The organism is Methyloprofundus sp. (assembly GCF_965251085.1).
Classification (GTDB): domain Bacteria; phylum Pseudomonadota; class Gammaproteobacteria; order Methylococcales; family Methylomonadaceae; genus Methyloprofundus.
Genome location: NZ_OZ252594.1, coordinates 4,068,498 through 4,086,025, shown reverse-complemented (window position 1 = coordinate 4,086,025; position 17,528 = coordinate 4,068,498). Strand labels below are relative to the sequence as shown.

The 17,528-nt window shown below is 40.6% G+C and carries 17 protein-coding genes; 12 read left to right on the top strand and 5 right to left on the bottom strand.

The features are described from left to right. Nucleotides 1–329: 329 nt before the first annotated feature. Nucleotides 330–1,187, bottom strand: coding sequence for a 16S rRNA (cytidine(1402)-2'-O)-methyltransferase (gene rsmI, locus ACQY3F_RS19240; protein ID WP_428356656.1), 858 nt, complete (start codon nt 1,185–1,187; stop codon nt 330–332). 247 nt (nt 1,188–1,434) lie between these two features. Here rsmI and ACQY3F_RS19235 point away from each other — a divergent pair, with 247 nt between their 5' ends. From ACQY3F_RS19235 to ACQY3F_RS19195, 9 genes are all read left to right on the top strand, one after another. After that, complete coding sequence (locus ACQY3F_RS19235) at nt 1,435–3,354, top strand: penicillin-binding protein activator (RefSeq protein WP_428356654.1); 1,920 nt, start codon at nt 1,435–1,437, stop codon at nt 3,352–3,354. A 16-nt stretch (nt 3,355–3,370) separates the two neighbouring features. Then, nucleotides 3,371–3,709 carry a YraN family protein gene (locus tag ACQY3F_RS19230; RefSeq protein WP_428356653.1) on the top strand — a complete coding sequence of 113 codons (339 nt, stop codon included), beginning with the start codon at nt 3,371–3,373 and terminating at the stop codon, nt 3,707–3,709. Nucleotide 3,710: 1 nt separating this feature from the next. Further along, nucleotides 3,711–4,298: a D-sedoheptulose-7-phosphate isomerase gene (locus ACQY3F_RS19225; protein WP_428356652.1), complete on the top strand. Its 588-nt coding sequence runs from the start codon at nt 3,711–3,713 to the stop codon at nt 4,296–4,298. A 5-nt stretch (nt 4,299–4,303) separates the two neighbouring features. Continuing rightward, a complete protein-coding gene (locus ACQY3F_RS19220; protein ID WP_428356650.1) occupies nt 4,304–4,894 on the top strand; it encodes a BON domain-containing protein in 591 nt (196 codons plus the stop codon). A gap of 290 nt (nt 4,895–5,184) precedes the next feature. After that, the gene (gene hxlA, locus ACQY3F_RS19215; protein WP_428356649.1) at nt 5,185–5,826 is read left to right on the top strand and encodes a 3-hexulose-6-phosphate synthase; all 642 of its coding nucleotides are present in this window, start codon (nt 5,185–5,187) and stop codon (nt 5,824–5,826) included. 14 nt (nt 5,827–5,840) lie between these two features. Beyond that, on the top strand, nt 5,841–6,386 hold the full coding sequence (hxlB, locus tag ACQY3F_RS19210) for a 6-phospho-3-hexuloisomerase (RefSeq protein WP_428356648.1): 546 nt from the start codon (nt 5,841–5,843) through the stop codon (nt 6,384–6,386). Between the two features lie 120 nt (nt 6,387–6,506). Further along, entirely contained in the window at nt 6,507–8,492 is a 1,986-nt protein-coding gene (gene tkt, locus ACQY3F_RS19205) for a transketolase (RefSeq protein WP_428357744.1), read from the top strand. A 108-nt stretch (nt 8,493–8,600) separates the two neighbouring features. Further along, a complete protein-coding gene (locus ACQY3F_RS19200) occupies nt 8,601–9,314 on the top strand; it encodes a hypothetical protein (RefSeq protein WP_428356647.1) in 714 nt (237 codons plus the stop codon). Between the two features lie 5 nt (nt 9,315–9,319). After that, complete coding sequence (locus tag ACQY3F_RS19195) at nt 9,320–9,979, top strand: hypothetical protein (protein WP_428356645.1); 660 nt, start codon at nt 9,320–9,322, stop codon at nt 9,977–9,979. A 4-nt stretch (nt 9,980–9,983) separates the two neighbouring features. Here the strand turns inward: ACQY3F_RS19195 and ACQY3F_RS19190 are convergent, their stop codons facing one another. Further along, on the bottom strand, nt 9,984–10,151 hold the full coding sequence (locus ACQY3F_RS19190) for a hypothetical protein (protein WP_428356644.1): 168 nt from the start codon (nt 10,149–10,151) through the stop codon (nt 9,984–9,986). Between the two features lie 157 nt (nt 10,152–10,308). On the opposite strand from ACQY3F_RS19190, the gene ACQY3F_RS19185 reads away from it, so the two are divergent. Further along, nucleotides 10,309–11,292, top strand: a complete 984-nt coding sequence (locus ACQY3F_RS19185) for a transaldolase (protein WP_428356642.1) — start codon at nt 10,309–10,311, stop codon at nt 11,290–11,292. A gap of 322 nt (nt 11,293–11,614) precedes the next feature. Here ACQY3F_RS19185 and metG read toward each other — a convergent pair whose 3' ends face one another. Continuing rightward, the gene (metG, locus tag ACQY3F_RS19180; RefSeq protein WP_428356640.1) at nt 11,615–13,633 is read right to left on the bottom strand and encodes a methionine--tRNA ligase; all 2,019 of its coding nucleotides are present in this window, start codon (nt 13,631–13,633) and stop codon (nt 11,615–11,617) included. A 347-nt stretch (nt 13,634–13,980) separates the two neighbouring features. On the opposite strand from metG, the gene apbC reads away from it, so the two are divergent. Further along, nucleotides 13,981–15,072 carry an iron-sulfur cluster carrier protein ApbC gene (gene apbC, locus ACQY3F_RS19175; protein ID WP_428356639.1) on the top strand — a complete coding sequence of 364 codons (1,092 nt, stop codon included), beginning with the start codon at nt 13,981–13,983 and terminating at the stop codon, nt 15,070–15,072. A gap of 205 nt (nt 15,073–15,277) precedes the next feature. Here apbC and ACQY3F_RS19170 read toward each other — a convergent pair whose 3' ends face one another. Together ACQY3F_RS19170 and ACQY3F_RS19165 are read right to left on the bottom strand one after the other, a co-directional pair. Beyond that, the gene (locus tag ACQY3F_RS19170) at nt 15,278–16,060 is read right to left on the bottom strand and encodes an enoyl-ACP reductase FabI (protein WP_428356637.1); all 783 of its coding nucleotides are present in this window, start codon (nt 16,058–16,060) and stop codon (nt 15,278–15,280) included. A gap of 110 nt (nt 16,061–16,170) precedes the next feature. Continuing rightward, nucleotides 16,171–16,554: a hypothetical protein gene (locus ACQY3F_RS19165; RefSeq protein ID WP_428356635.1), complete on the bottom strand. Its 384-nt coding sequence runs from the start codon at nt 16,552–16,554 to the stop codon at nt 16,171–16,173. A gap of 151 nt (nt 16,555–16,705) precedes the next feature. On the opposite strand from ACQY3F_RS19165, the gene ACQY3F_RS19160 reads away from it, so the two are divergent. Continuing rightward, nucleotides 16,706–16,861 carry a hypothetical protein gene (locus ACQY3F_RS19160; RefSeq protein WP_428356634.1) on the top strand — a complete coding sequence of 52 codons (156 nt, stop codon included), beginning with the start codon at nt 16,706–16,708 and terminating at the stop codon, nt 16,859–16,861. Nucleotides 16,862–17,528 lie beyond the last annotated feature (667 nt).

Genomic DNA, 17,528 nt, shown 5'->3' with positions numbered 1-17,528 from the left:
GATATTTTGATCGGTTGGACAAAGAGGGCTGGCAAAGCGGCAGTAAAAACCTAATAACCACTTAGCTAGACAGGTTAATGAGAGTCAAAATATGGGCTTGCAGGATTTAGGTAACACTTTAAAAATTTTAGCTTCACCCATAGGTTAAGCGGACATTTTTTGCAAGTGCGGTGGAATCAATAGCTTGTGCTAGAAAACGTGAGCAACTGATTTTTCTAGGATTATAGCTAAATTCTTAAGTGAATAAAGGATAACGCAGGCTTAACCATTTGATATGCTTAGGGCTGGGTTGTAAAGCGCATGGGTCACTAGAGAATATGGGAAAGGAATTATTCCTTTTCTTTTGCTAGTTCTAAAGCTGTTTGATAAACTAGTTTTTTGCGAGCGCCAGTGATTTCTACTGCTAATTTTACGGCAGTTTTAATGGTGCATTCGGTTAATAATATTTTCAGCGTGTGTAATTGTTGTTCACTTAAGGAGTCAGGTTTTTGTTCGATTTTAGCGCCAGAAACTATAACGACTAGTTCTCCTCGCTGCATATTGCTATCTTGTGCAAACAGTGTCAGCATGTCTTGTATGCTGGCTTTAACGATGGTTTCGTGTAATTTTGTGACTTCACGGGCGATGGCTATTTCATGGTCTTTTGCTAATACGCTGGCGAGGTCTTTTAGACAGGCATCTATACGATGGCAAGATTCGTAAAACGCCCAGGTAGCAGTATTGTTTTTCTGTACAGAAAATAGATTAATGCGAGCGCTAGAAGTCCGGGGTATAAAACCCAGAAATGAAAATTGAGTAACCGCTAGACCCGATGCGGATAGAGCAGCGATTAAGGCGCATGCTCCGGGGATTGGAGATACCTGAATGCCAGCCGCTTGAGCTAGAGCAACGACTGGCATGCCCGGGTCACTGATTAGGGGAGTGCCCGCATCAGAAATAAGGGCAATACAAGTGCCTTGCAGGATTTGCTGGATTAAACCTGCGGCTTTTTGTTGCTCGTTATGTTGATGTAGGGCAATGCAATGTGTTGTAATGCCGTAGTGTTGCAGTAGAGTGCGCGCATGTCTTGTATCCTCTGCGCAGATAAGATCGACCTGTTGTAATGTTGCGATTGCCCGGGCGCTAAAATCAGCTAAATTACCGATAGGCGTTGCAACGACATATAATTTGCCAGGCTGAATAGGCATGCTGGAATCCTGAATTTAAGTAATAAGGTTAATAGTATACTTTGCACAACAGTAGCAAGGAAACGTATCTTAGGAACGCGCACGGAATAAGTTGAGCATCTGGCGCGGGATTTTTATTCGTATTCAAGACGTAGAAATAGGCGCATAGCCAGCTACGTAACAGTTTCTACAACGCAGAAGACGGATAAAAAGACCAGCCAGTTGCTTAAGTTATTCCGTGCGCGTTCCTTAATAAAAGTAATGAATTATGCAATTTATGAAGCGTTGTACAAAGCTTGTATGGCAAAGCCAGAATATAATCAAATTTTCCTTGCTTAGCACGCTATTGCTGATCTCGGCTTGTGCATGGCAAACTGGCGGGCAAGATTCAGTGACTAGTAAAGCGGGTGCTCAGGAGCGCAAAGCGGGGCAGTTGTTCGATCAAGGCAATTATCGAGGTGCTGCAGATTCCTATCAGCGCCTTGCACAAAACCCATCAGCGAGACAAAATATTTTGCGCCTAAAAGCCGCGCAGGCTTGGTTAAAAATACCTGAGGATGATAAGGCAAAAAAATACCTGGATTTGATAGCACCGGCAAGTTTAAATACCGCACAGCTTAATCAGTTGTATTTGATGTATGCACAATTAGAGTTAAATTCTGGGAATGTTGAGCAGGCGCAAAATTATTCAAAGCGTATTTCTGTGTTTGCATTAAGCCGGGCGCAAAAAGTCGAATATTATGCTATGACCGCTTTTTCCTATGCTTTAACAGGGCAGACGCTTAAAAGTATACAAGAAAGGATTGCATTAGCTTCGTACTTAGATACAAAGCAGCAGCAAGAGCAAAATAATAAAGCAATTTTAGAATTATTAAGCCTGATCTCAGAGCAAACTCTATTAGAGCAGTTACAGCAGCAGAATGCTATTATCTATAACGGGTGGCTAGCATTAGAGCAGACTAGGCGAGATTACCCAGGCGGTGAGCAGCAGCAAGCAGCTTTCAATGCTTGGTCAGAAGAGTATCCTCGGCACCCAGCGCAGGGATTAGTTTCCTCTGGGTATTTTCTGGTATTCGGGTTTAAATTGGCAAATTTGCAGACAATAGCGGTGTTTTTGCCTGAATCGGGGCCCTTTAGTGCTTATGCAGCGGCAATAAAAGCAGGCTTTACTGCGGCCTACAATCAACAACAGGGATATCGGCCTAATGTACGTTTTTATGATACCCAGCAAGCTGATATTTCAATAATTTATCGCAGAGCAGTTGCAGATGGAGCGCAGTTAATTATTGGGCCGCTTAATAAAAAATACATTCAAGAGTTGGCAGAGCGTAATGATTTAATAGTGCCGGTAATGGCGTTAAATTATGTAGAGAGTTTAGCAAAATCAAACTTGTATCAATTTGCACTAAGTCCAATAGATGAGGTTCAGCAGGCTGTTAGGCAGGCCCGTTTTACGGGGCATGAAAATGCAATTATCCTTGCGCCTGGTACTACCGAAGGCGAGCGTATGAGTCAATATTTCCAGCATGCATGGGAGGAGCTGGACGGGAATGTGCTGGCAGTACAAAGCTTTGACTCAAGGGCGAAAGATTTTAGTTTTCCAGTTAAGCAAATGCTCAGTATTAATGAAAGCCAGTATAGATATAATCAATTAAAGCAAGTCATTGGTACTGTTGAATACCAGCCGAGGCGCCGGCAGGATGTAGATGTAATCTTTCTAGCCGCTAGTGCTAAAAATGCACGACTCATAAATCCGCAGTTTTATCATAATCGTGCTGGCTCTGTTGCAGTGTACGGTTTATCAAGAGTGTATCGGGGCTATGCAGATAAGCCGCAAGATATGGATTTGGAAGGTGTGAGTTTTTGTACCATTCCCTGGCTATTCGATGCGGCTTATCAGGGCGAATTGAGTATGTTATCCTTGCAGGAAATTAAAGCACAGTACCCACAAAAATATTCCAGCCTGATTGCCTTCGGTATAGATGCTTATGCAATTGTGGCGCATCTTAACGATATTGCCATCACGCCCTATTATGGCGCAACAGGTGATTTGTTATTAAATGATTATAATCGTATTGAGCGCCATCTGGTTTGCGCAAAATTCAATGATGGCGAAGCCCTGTTAGTGGAAATGGCAAAAGAAGATGAAGTTCCTGTGGACGATATTACATCGACTAAGGCCTTATAAGCTTCAGGGTGTCCCAATGAATAGTATACAAAGGGGGCGGCAATACGAAGATCTGGCTTTAGAGTACCTGATTGCTCAGGGCCTTAAACTAGTGGAGCGAAATTATAATTGTAAATGGGGTGAGCTGGATTTATTGATGCATGAGCAAGACGCGCTAGTTATAGTCGAAGTACGTTATAGAAAAAATGCGCATTATGGTAGTGCTCTGGAAAGTGTGACCGCGAATAAGCAGGCACGTATTGTCGCAGCGACTAAACACTATATAATGACTCATAAAATAAACCAGCCGATTCGTTTTGATGTATTAGCGATAACCGGAGATCTTCAACCAGATTGGATTAAAAACGCATTTTAAGATGAGTTTGAATAAAAACATTAAGCAACAAATTTCCGAGAGTATTCAGACGCAACAACTGGTTCTGGATGAGTTAAGCGAATATATAGAGTATGCTGCGCAAAAGATTGTTAGTGCGCTGCTCGCAGATAAAAAGATTCTAAGCTGTGGAAATGCTGCCTCTGTATCTAATGTGCAATACTTTGTTGCCATTATGATTAACCGTTATGAACGCGTGCGCCCTTCGTTGCCAGCAATATCACTAGTAAATGATGTGCAAATGCTCACTTCCATTGCTAATACACAGCATTATGAAGAAGTTTTTGCTAAACAATTACGTGCTTTGGGTCAGGCGGAAGATGTGCTATTAATATATAGTGTTGAGGGTAGTGCTCTAAACCTGGTCAAGTTAATCAATGCTGCACATGATAAACAGGTTTCTGTAATTTTGCTGGTAGGGGAGAATGAAACGACATTGCCTGCTCTGCTGCATGAATCAGATATATGCATTAGTGTGCCTAGTCAATCGGCACCAAGAATTCAAGAGGCGCATCTTTTGATTACTCATTGTTTGTGTGATTTAGTCGATAGTCACTTATTTGGTAACTAATTAATATGAAACAGGTTTTGCTGCTTATTTGTGTTTTAATGCTCACAGCTTGTAGTAGTGTGGGGCAAAGCCTCGCAGAGTTGACTGGGCTTTCTTTTTTGCATGACCGGCGAGATAGTGCGGCTATTACGCTTGATGAGCGAATTGAAGATACTGCTATTCTTGAGCTGTATGGGCTTGATCAGATAAAAGATAAATCTCACTTTAATATTACGTCCTATAATGGTAAAGTATTGGTTACAGGGGAAGCAAAAACAGAAGATATTCGGGAAATAATCATTGCTAATGTCAGGATTATTTCTGGCGTAAAGTTAGTTCATAACGAAATGATTGTTGGTCCAATTTCTAGCTTGCAATCGCGTAGCGAAGATTCTTTGCTAACGATTAAAGTTAAAGATGCTTTAGCTGAAATAAAAGACAAACCTGGTTTTGATGCCACGCGTGTAAAAGTCATTACTGAGAATAATGTGGTCTTTTTGATGGGCTTAGTGCATGAAGAAGAGGGCCTGGCAGCAGCAAAAGCGGTGCAGCAAGTTGCTGGCGTGAGAAAAATTGTCACAGTTTTTGAATATATAGATTTCAGCAACGAAAATTAATAAAAGAAATAAGGAATATTTCTTTTAAGTAGAATTTATTAAAGATTTCGATATTTATCATGAGATAGATATTGTGACTCACTGTTTGTAAACAAGAAGAAGAAATTTAAATAGTGAGGAAATGGCTTAAGCAAAGCTTAAAAAAGGGTGCGAATAGACCGATAGAAGGTAAGTTAATGCTTTAATGAAGGTATTAGAGTTTGACATTAGCCTGCTTTCTGATTTAAAGTCTTGTCCGCATAAAAAATAAAAGTACGTAACAAAATTATAACTAAATCGGAGTACATAACATGGCAACACCATTAATTCAAATGGCATTAGATTCTTTAGATTTCGACGCAACTGTATCACTTGCAGAGCAAGTTGCTGATTCTGTTGATATCTTCGAAATCGGTACACCATGTATCAAACACAATGGTATTAACTTAGTAAAAGAATTAAGAGCTAGATTTCCTAATCACTTGCTTTTAGTTGACCTAAAAACAATGGACGCTGGCGCATATGAATCTGCTCCTTTCTATGAAGCAGGTGCAGATATCTGTACTGTACTAGGTGTTTCAGGTTTAGCAACTTGTGCGGGTGTAGTAAGTGCTGCAAATGTAACGGGTGCTGAAGCACAGATTGATTTAATCAACGTTGGTGATAAAGCGGCATGTGCTCAAGCATGTGCAGAAGCTGGCGCGCAAATCGTTGGTGTGCACACGGGTCTAGATGCACAAGCAGCTGGCGATACACCATTTGATGATTTAGCAATGATTGCTAACTTAGGCTTAGACGTTCGTGTTTCTGTTGCAGGTGGAATTAACTCATCTACAATTCAGGATGTAGTTCGTGCAGGTGCTGATATCGTTGTTGTCGGTGCTGCTATCTACGGTGCAGACTCTCCAGCGGATTCAGCTCGTGAACTACGTGAATTAGTTGACGCTGCATAAGGCGGAGTAACACTATGTGGCAACAAGAAAACCAGAAGTTGGTCATCAATAAGATTTCAGCAATTCTTGATGCAACTGATCTTGCGTATGCAGAACAAATGACAGAAATGTTTGACGGTGCCAGACGGATTTTTATCTCAGGTGCCGGTCGTTCTAAGTTAGTCGGAAACTTTTTGGGCATGCGTTTAATGCACAGTGGTTACGATGTTAGCATGGTAGGAGAAATTGTTACCCCAAGCATTAAAGGCGGTGATTTATTAATTATCATCTCGGGGTCTGGGGAAACAGAGCAATTAGTCGCATTCACTAATAAAGCAAAAAGTGTAGGTGCCAAAATTGTGCTGATTTGTTCTAAAGCTGAATCCACTATTGGCGATCTGGCTGATGGTGTGTTCCAAATTGGTAAGCAGGATCTGTATAAAACAGTGAAAGGCATGCCAATGGGTACGGTTTTTGAGCTATCTACTTTAGTCTTCTTAGAATCTGTTGTCTCGCATCTTATCTGGGAAAAAGAAATCCCGGAAGAAAAAATGAGAGAAAGACACGCCAATATGGAATAGCAAAAGACGAGCGACTTAGGTTGCTCGTTTTTTTACTGCTAAAAAGAATCACTCGAATAGGCATGACGAAAACTCATGTCTATTTTTCGTTTAATAATTTATAAAACTCTGGAGAACTATATGTCTTCGCGTAGAGAACTTGCGAACGCCATACGCGCTTTAAGCATGGATGCTGTTCAAAAAGCAAAATCAGGTCATCCTGGTGCACCTATGGGTATGGCGGATATCGCCGAAGTATTGTGGAATGATCATTTAAAATTTAACCCGACCAGTCCCGAATGGGCCGATCGCGACCGTTTTGTTTTATCCAATGGTCACGGGTCAATGTTACTTTATTCAATATTACATTTGACAGGTTACGCCCTGCCGATGGATGAATTAAGATCATTTCGTCAATTACACTCAAAGTGTGCGGGTCACCCTGAGTATGGATTTGCACCGGGTATTGAAACAACCACAGGTCCTCTAGGCCAAGGCGTCACAAATGGTGTTGGTTTCGCAATGGCTGAAAAGTTATTGGCAGACCAATTCAATAAACCAGGGCATGACATCGTAGATCACAACACTTATGTATTTTTAGGCGATGGTTGCTTGATGGAAGGTGTTTCTCATGAAGCGTGTTCATTAGCAGGTACATGGGGCTTAGGTAAATTAATTGCTTTCTGGGATGACAATAACATCTCAATTGATGGACATATTGATGCCTGGTACACAGATGATACGGTTAAGCGTTTTGAAGCCTATCAGTGGCATGTGATTTCTGTTGATGGCCATGATGCCGATGCAATTAATGCCGCGATTACTGAAGCTAAAAGTGTTACTGATAAACCATCACTGATTTGTTGTAAAACAATTATTGGCTTTGGTTCACCTAATAAAAGCGGTAGTCATGATTGTCATGGCGCGGCTTTAGGTGATGAAGAAGTAGCACTAACGCGTAAAGAATTAGGCTGGACACCGGCTCCATTTGAAATTCCTGCTGAGATTTATGCGGGTTGGGATGGCAAAGAAAAAGGTGCTGCTGCTGAAAAAAGCTGGGATGATAAATTTGCCGCCTATGCTAAAGACTTTCCTGCAGAAGCTGCTGAATTCACACGCCGTATGGCGGGTGACTTGCCAGCTAACTGGAAAGCAACAACCGATGCTTTTATCGCTGCAACAAATGAAGCTGGGGCAAGTTTGGCATCACGTCAGGCATCACAAAAAACCATTGCTGCATTAGCACCTATACTGCCTGAGTTTTTAGGGGGGTCAGCTGATTTAACAGGGTCTAACTTAACCAGTTGTGACAGCTTTACGCATGTTGATGGCAAAAAACCAGGTAACTACATCTCTTACGGTGTACGTGAGTTTGGTATGTACGCAATCATGAATGGGGTGTCACTACACGGTGGAATAATTCCATTCGGTGGTACTTTCCATATGTTCTCTGATTATGCAAAAAGTGCGTTCCGCATGGCTGCATTAATGGGAATACGTACCATTGCAGTCTTGACTCATGACTCTATAGGTCAGGGTGAAGATGGCCCTACGCATCAGCCTATCGAAAACACAGCGGCAATGCGCTACATTCCAAATATGGATGTATGGCGCCCATCTGATGCAACTGAAGTTGCAGTTGCATGGACTGCTGCAGTTGAACGTATGGATGGTCCATCTAGCTTAGTGCTCAGTCGTCAAGGTATTCCTGGACGTACGCATGACACGGCTGATTTTGCTGCCATACGCAAAGGTGGTTATGTCTTGTCAGAAGCAAAAGGCAATGCGGCTGTTATCATTATGGCAACAGGGTCTGAAGTAGATTTAGCTGTAAAAGCACAAGACGTTTTAGCGGCTGATGGTATTAATGCTCGTATTGTTTCTATGCCTTCTACTAATGTGTTTGATCGCCAGGATCAAGCATACAAAGATAGCGTATTAACGCCAGGTGTAAAACGAGTTGCTGTAGAAGCGGGTGTGACAGACTTCTGGCGTAAATATGTTGGTCTGGATGGCGCTGTTGTTGGTATTGATACCTTTGGTGAATCTGCACCAGGTGGTGTAGTGTTGGAGCACTTCGGCTTCACAGTCGATAATGTTGTTAAAACTGTCAAAGGTATCGTGTAGGCTTAGTTACAGCATAGAGGATCATAGATCTTCGTTTACGAATAGCCACTGATTGGTTATACTCAGTCAGTGGTTTAATTCGTTTCTTACGACATATAGGTGAATTGCGTGAAAAAAAATAATGTAAAAAAAGGCATATTTACTGCCTTATTACTTGCAAGTCCATTCGTGACGGCAGGTACTGATTATCCGGCAGCTGACTTTCAACCCAAAGTTATTTATCAAGATGAAAGCTATCAGCATCAAGGATCTGCATCAAGTTCTTCTTCTGCTGGTCAAAAAACAAAAGCAGATGCAAACTACCCTGCTGCAGCATATGAACCAGAAGTTTTATATATAGATAAAGATTACAAACATAAATCTGGATCTACCTCTAATAATTCTGTTGCACTAAAAAAATACACTGAAACATCAAGTGAAACTGCGACACAAGAGCCATCAAGTTCTGAAGAATCAAGCTCTGAAGAATCATCACTCAACCCATTGTTTGCTATCGTAGTTTTAGGTGTTGCAGGTTTTCTTTATAGTAAGCAAGCCAAAGGTAAAGGTGCTTCTAAGCCTAAAAAAACATATGCTGCAAGAAAGGCTCAAGCCTCATCAGGAGATTTTCGTAATGCTGATGGTGTAAGTGGTGTAGCTAAATATCTGCAGAATAAAATACCTAAGCTTTCTAGTGTTGACAAGTATTTAGAAGCAAACAAGTCGGCGCCCAAATCGGGTGTTGCTAAATATGTTGCAAGAAGAGTTGTTGCAGCGAAAAAAGCAGCTTCTGAGAATGTAACGGGTGTAGAAAAATACATGCGTAATCAAAATAAAGGGTAATTGAAATGGGATTTTTATCTGGTATTTTTTCAACTAAACCCGCTAGACAAGATATCTATCGTGAAAATGTTATAGAGCCATCAGTTGAGGGGTTAACGGGTGTTGCAAAATATTTACAAACTCAAAGTAATCAACCTGTAGAGCAGCATGACCAGGTAGAAAAGTTAAGCCGCGTAGGTGAGTATGTAAATAGACGTAATGAGCGAGCGATAGAATTGTCGAGTACAGAAAAAGACGAGATAAATGCCCGTGTTAATGCGGCAATAGAACAAAGAAATATTGAGGAGAGCTTAATGAGTGAAGAACAAGAAAGACTAAGTGGTGTGGCAAGATATGTTGAGAGCCAGGAAAAAGCCATAAAAGAGGCTCAAGAAGCTGAGCCCATTTTGACAGGTGTTACTAAATACTTGACTAATATAGTTGAGAATAAGGCTGTTCTAACAGGTGTCGCAAAATATTTGTCTAACCGTGCAGATGCAAAAGTAAGTAGTGTCGATAGATATGTCATTAATAAATCTCTTGTAGATAAAAATAAGCCAGAGGTTGTTATTCTTCCACCATCAAGTGTGACTAAATATCTTGAAAGCAGACCCACTTTGCTAACGAGTAGTGTGGCTAAGTATATAGCAAAACAATCAGTTGCTTCCAGACAGGCAGTTGCCTAAGCATTTATGTTGTAAGAGTTACTTTCGGCTGATCAGGCTGAAAGTAATGATTACAAGCTAAGGCATTTTCTGACGCTATATCTAAGTCTGTTTTCATTAATTCCTCAGCAATTAATGAAAACAGATTTATTTTCTTCTGCTGACAAATTTTTTGTTGGGTGTATGGAATCATGGTTCATCTTACCTAAAAAATTTTGAAGATGCAGCTGCTTGAGTAGGTTTTTTTCTGAACTAAATAAGTGGTAAAGATTGCAAATCTAATCAGTATTCGTTAACGCATTACAAAATGTGTTTTCTTAATTTTAACTATAATTATAAGGTACTTTACAATGGCTAATTATTTAGACCAACTTAAAGCAGTAACTGTTGCTGTTTCTGATACAGGCGATATTGGTGCAATCGAGAAATTTACGCCACGTGATGCGACTACTAATCCGTCATTGATTACTGCAGCAGCGCAAATGCCACAGTATCAAGCAATTGTTGATGAGACATTAACAGCTGCGCGTGCTTCATTAAGTGCTTCTGCTTCTGCAGCTGAAGTTGTAGGACTGGCATTTGACCGTTTAGCTGTATCTTTCGGACTTAAAATTCTTGAAATTGTACCCGGTCGTGTTTCTACAGAAGTTGATGCACGTTTGTCTTATGACACTGATGCTACAATTGCAAAAGGGCGTGATCTAATTGCTCAGTATGAAGCAGCAGGTGTTGATCGTAAGCGTATCCTGATCAAAGTAGCAGCAACATGGGAAGGTATCCAGGCAGCTAAAGTTCTAGAAAAAGAGGGTATCCATACTAACTTAACATTAGTATTTGGCCTACATCAAGCGATTGCATGTGCTGAAAATGGTATTACTCTAATTTCTCCTTTCGTAGGACGTATTTTAGATTGGTACAAAAAAGATACAGGTCGTGATTCATACGAGCCAGCAGAAGATCCAGGTGTTGTGTCAGTAACTGAAATTTTCAATTATTACAAAAAATTCGGTTTTGCTACTGAAGTTATGGGTGCAAGCTTCCGTAATATTGATGAGATTACAGAATTAGCGGGTTGTGATTTACTGACAATTTCTCCAGCATTATTAGATGAATTACAATCAACTGAAGGTAATTTACCTATTAAGTTAGATGCAGCTAAAGCAAAAGGTATGAATATAACTGAAATAAATGTTGATAAAGCAACATTTGAAAGTATGCATGCTGACAACCAAATGGCTACTGATAAGCTTGAAGAAGGTATAAAAGGCTTTGAAAAAGCACTAGTGCTTTTAGAAGGTTTGCTAGCTGATCGTCTTGCTGAAATAGAAGCTTAAGTTTTAAGCGAGTCTAAGGAAAGGCCTACTTTGTAGGCCTTTTTTTTGCGTGAAGGAAAATTATAAGATATCTGGTGCAGTACCGATTCCCAAGCTCCGTGTGGGAAGCGAATGATGCGCTTCGTTCCTCAGCAGCATCTTACGAACCGTAATAAGTCTCAGATTGTTTTCAAAGAAATCAGGTTATCTGAAGCTCTTGACCCACCGCGCCTGCAAAAAATGTCCGCTTAACCATGGGTGAAGCTGATATTTTCTGAAAGTGTTATATTAATTCAATATCTTGCACTATAAATTCGCGCTCAACTAATTTTTCTAGGATAAACTATTTAACCCGCATGCCGGCATGTGCTCCATCATCTGGGTGCAATATCCATAGATCTTTCCCACCCGGCCCTGCCGCCAGAACCATGCCTTCGGACATGCCAAATTTCATTTTACGCGGCTTTAAATTTGCAACAACCACTGTCAATTTTCCTTGTAAATCTTCTGGCTTATAAGCGGATTTGATACCGGCAAAAACATTTCTGGTTTCGTCACCGATATCAACCGTTAATTGCAATAGTTTGTCAGCACCTTTGACATGTTCTGCTTTAATGATTTTTGCTATCCGTAAATCTATTTTAGCAAAATCATCGAATTCGATTTCATCATTAATAGGGTCAAACTTTTTTGCGACAGGCGCTATAGTTTTTTCCAGATTTTCTTTTGAATCTTCAATAATGGCAGCAATTTTAGTTTCATCTACCCGTGTCATTAAGGCTTTAAACTGCTTAATTTCATGGTTAAGTAAAGGCGTAGCAGTATTCGGCCAGGCTTGAGTAGGGATATTTAAAAAATCTTCGCTTTCGCTTGCTAAATGCGGGAGTACCGGTTTTAAATATGCGACTAATAAACGGAACAGATTAATTCCCATAGAACAAATATCGTGTAACTCCTGGTCCTTGCCTTCTTCTTTAGCTAGCAACCAGGGCTTTTTCTCATCTATATATTGATTAGCTTTATCCGCGAGTGCCATGATTTCACGCATAGCCTTACCGTATTCGCGAGATTCATATAAAGCTGAAATTTCTTCATTTGCTTGAATGAATTGTTGGAATAATTCAGGCTCAGAGCATTGTGCAGATAATTGACCGTCAAAGCGTTTTTTAATAAATCCACTACAGCGACTTGCAATATTAACCACTTTACCCACTAAATCAGAATTCACTCGCTGAGTAAAATCTTCGAAACTTAAGTCTATATCATCAATTCCAGCACCCAGTTTCGCTGCAAAATAGTAGCGCAAATATTCAGGATTTAAATGGTCTAAATAAGTACGAGCTTTAATAAATGTACCGCGTGACTTAGACATCTTTTCGCCATTAACAGTCAAGAACCCGTGAGCAAACACAGCGCTCGGCGTTCTAAAACCAGCACCACATAACATGGCGGGCCAAAATAAAGCATGAAAATAAATAATGTCTTTACCAATAAAATGATATAGCTCAGTGCTGCTGTCTTTAGCCCAGAACTCATCAAAATCCAGGTTCTGTTTAGTGCATAGATTTTTAAAGCTTGCCATATAACCGATAGGAGCATCCAGCCAGACATAAAAATACTTGCCGGGTGCGTCGGGGATTTCAAAGCCAAAATACGGAGCGTCTCGGGAAATGTCCCATTCTTGCAAGCCATCTTCCAGCCATTCAGCGAGTTTATTACTGACTTCTGACTGTAAATGGCCTTCGCTAGTCGTCCATGTTTTAAGCATATTATTAAAATCAGCGAGTTTGAAAAAGTAATGTACAGAATCTTTTTCTATAGGTTTTTCGCCGGATACCGCTGAGATAGCATTTTTTAATTCAATGGGCGAGTAGGTCGCGCCACAGACTTCACAATTATCACCATACTGCTCTTTTGCATCACATTTTGGACAATCACCTTTAATAAAGCGATCAGGCAAAAACATTTCTTTTACCGGATCGTAAGCTTGGGTAATGCTACGTGAAGTAATATGGCCATCGTCGCGTAAGCGTTCATATATCAAGCTGGAAAAATATTTGTTTTCCTCTGAATGCGTACTGTGATAATTATCAAAATGAATGCCAAATTCGGTGAAATCCTCTAAGTGTTCTTTGCCGACCTGCGCAATTAAATCTTCAGGTTTGATGCCTTCACGATCTGCTTTTAGCATGATGGGTGTGCCATGAGTATCATCAGCACAAACGTAAAAGCACTGATTGCCACGTTGTTTTTGGAATCGGGACCAGATATCGGTTTGTATATATTCGACTAAATGACCTAAATGAATAGGGCCATTAGCATAGGGAAGTGCGCTGGTGATCAGGATTTTACGATCTGACATAAAGATTTAAATCTGCGTGGAAAGGATGGCTAAAATAATCGTCTATTATCCTAGAAAAATCAGTTAAGCGCGAATTTATAGTGCAAGATATTGAATTAATGTAACACTTTAAAAAAATATCCGCATCACCCATAGGTTAAGCGGACATTGTTTGAAAGTTATGTGAAATCAATGACTTGTGATAGAAAAAGTGAGCAACTGATTTTTCTAGGATGATGATATGAAATTGTTTACTATTCCGCTCGGAAAGATGTGATTAAACAGGAAAACTAGAAACTTAAGTAATAACCAAGTAAAATACTAGGTTATTACTTATTTATTAACCATGTTGCCATGGAGTAGCTAAAATGCCGATGATAGAAAAAGCAGAGATAGAAAACTTATTAAAAAATATTATAGACCCAAATGTTGAAACTGATTTAGTGAGCGCACGTTCAGTTAAATCGATAACAGTTGAAGGTGGGCGTGTGCAGGTTAATCTAGAATTAGGTTATCCCGCAAAAAGTTTTATAGAAGGGTTTAAGCAACAAGTTACTGAGCAGATCACTGCTCTGGAAGGTGTTAGTTCTGCAGAGGTCCATATTAGCGTAAACATAGTACCGCATGGCGTGCAAAACGCATTGAAACCGATTGCAAATATTAAAAATATTATCGCGATTGCATCCGGTAAAGGCGGGGTTGGAAAATCAACTACCTCGGTAAACCTGGCTTTAGCCTTAGCAGCAGAAGGGGCATCGGTAGGTATTCTGGATGCTGATATATATGGGCCAAGTATTCCAACTATGCTTGGATTGTCGGGTTACCCAGATAGTCAGGATAATAAGACGATGATGCCTAAAGTAGCATACGGCATTCAAACAATCTCAATCGGTTACTTAATTGAACCAGACCAGCCTATGATCTGGCGTGGCCCAATGGTAACGAATGCTTTGCAGCAGTTATTAAACGATACTAACTGGTCGAATGTGGATTATCTAATCGTCGACTTACCACCAGGTACCGGAGATATTCAATTAACACTATCACAGCAGATTCCAGTCAGTGGCGCTGTTATCGTTACTACACCACAAGACATAGCATTAATAGATGCGCAGCGCGGTTTGGCTATGTTTGAAAAGGTAAGTGTACCGGTATTAGGAGTGGTAGAAAATATGAGTATGCACATCTGTAGTGAGTGTGGTCATGAAGAAGCTATTTTTGGATCTGGCGGCGGAATGGCGATGGCGGAGAAAAATAATATCGATCTACTAGGCTCCCTACCTCTGGATATACATATACGTGAGTTTGCTGATAGTGGAAGGCCGACGGTTGTAGCAGATCCTGACGGCAGACCTACGCAAATCTATAAACAAATTGCGCGCAAAATGTCAGCTAAATTAGCCTTGAAGAGTAAAGACTATAGCAGCAAATTTCCTAATATCATGGTACAAAATACCTAAATCAGAGTAGAGCGGACTTCAGTCCGCTATATTCGAATATAAAAGAAATGCTGTTGATTTAAGAATAAACGCCTTCTCCAGAGGGAGAAGGTTGGGATGAAGAGATTAACAATGCTTGATTTTATCCTCCTCACCTAACTCTCTCCAGCAAGAGAGGGCTTAAGTCAACAGCCTTGAACCTTGAAGCCCGCTCTACCCAGGATTATCAGGATGCTGCAATTCCAGCAATATTGTATCCACAATCTACATAGGTAATTTCGCCAGTAACACCAGATGCTAAATCTGAGCATAAAAAAGCAGCGACATTACCCACTTCATGAATGGTGACATTTTTCTTTAGTGGAGCTGTATCAGCCGCTTTGCTTAACATTGATTTGAAATTGTTAATACCGGCTGAAGCCAGCGTTTTAATAGGGCCAGCAGAAACAGCATTAACTCTGATTCCTTCCGCTCCTAAAGCGACGGCCATATAGCGTACATTAGCTTCTAAGCTCGCTTTGGCTACGCCCATTACATTGTAATTGGGAATTGCTCGCTCAGCGCCTAAATAGCTCAACGTTAATAATGAACCATTACGGCCCGCCATCATTTCACGCCCGGCACTTGCTAAAGCGGTGAAACTATAAGAGCTGATATCGTGGGCAATTTTAAAATTTTCGCGAGTAGTTGCTGCTACATAATCACCATCTAATGCTTCTCTGGGAGCGAAGGCAACTGAATGCACGATACAATCAAGACCATCCCAGTGTTTGCCAAGTTCAGTAAAGACATTATCAATTTGCTCATCATGACCGACATCACACTCAATAGTGATATTTGAATCACATTCCCCCGCCATCTTCTCAACGCGGCCTTGTAATTTTTCATTTTGAAACGTAAAGGCGAGTTCAGCACCTTCACGATGCATTGCCTGAGCGATACCCCAGGCAATTGAGCGATTGCTGGCTAAGCCTACAATTAAAACGCGTTTGCCTTGCATAAATCCCATTTTTATTTCTCCAGTGAGTATTGTAAAGTTAAGTTTTTAATTTCCCTAAGTCGTCGTTTTTATTTGGCCTGATCAAACGCCATGCTACACAGTTTTCAAATAAATTCCGGTTAATCAGTTTTTTCTTCAATGACCTCTGTTTCAGCGTCGTTATGATGAGTTGTGGGCAAGTTTAGGTTACGACGAACTTCTAAAATAAATTCTAGACCAATCGGTGAAAATGTGTTTTTTGCAATAGAGTCCAGACTAAGAGCTGTCATCGTCGAAGCTTTTTGAAAAGCAGCGCATTTGCGCATCATTACAGAAAAAATATACAGAACAATTTCTTCTGTTATTTCCTCGGTGTTGATCATGTATTGCGCCATTTCGGTTATTTGTATAAATGCTTTAATTCTTTTTTTACGACTAATGAAGCCTATAGGCGGCATATTATCAACAAGTTTTTCGTAAGCATCTGTGGTTCTGTCTTCTAAGCTGATGTCGTCTTCTAACATAGGGGGAATAATCTTCTTTTGTTTCAATAATGAAAACAATTAATTTGAAAATAAGGGTATTATTGTTATGCTGGGTGCAACGTAAAATAGTTAGCAAATGAAAGATGAAATTTTGAAGTCTTTCTACAGCGTATTTTAACAGCATAATAACATGACAAACCTGAATAGAGACATATCAACGGCCACTTTATTTATTGCAGGGCTTTGGGGCTTTATTTCAGGCCAGTTTATTATAGCAACGGTATTATTTGCTGGTGTAACTGTTTTAAGTAATATCGCGCCAAAAGCAGTATTAACCAAGGCATAGTTTTATTTATGCAGAAATCACATATAATTCGCGCGGTCACGGAAGCGGTTGTACAGTGAGCTGATTTTTGTCGATAGCAAAGCCTGCCCTGTACTGTACTTGATACGGGGACGCTAAAACTGGCGAATAGCTATCGGCAAAAACTCAGCCGCTAGAAATTCGCATTCGTGACCGCGCGAAGTATATCGCATTGTATTAAGGAATGTGATTTAGCATTCAAGATTTTTAAACCTCCTCGTGGAAAGAGTATCTAAAGCTCTTTATTTTGCCTCCTTTACCTTTTCGTTTTGGAGGCTTTTTTTTGTCTGCAGACTGCTAAGGCACCTGGCAACAAATAATCATCCAACTTTGCTGGTCTTTTTGTCCGTCATTAGCACTGTAGAAAAAATTACGTAGCCAGCTATGGGAGCGGCCGACAAGGCTGCAAATCTTGGAGGGTGAAAGTCCTTTCACCGTCAGTTGCCCGATAACGGACGGTTAGTATATCCCCTGTTCAGCGAGGTAACAGACTGAAATATGCGGGGAAGTAAAAGCCCTGACTGCCTGGAGTTGAGAAATTCTGCGGTAGGAGCAATTTGGGGGGCGAGCAAATCTGCGGGCAGGAACATTAGAGAATGACTGCAGCCTCGAAAACTACGCCACACAGAAGTTGCAGTGTGGGTTATTG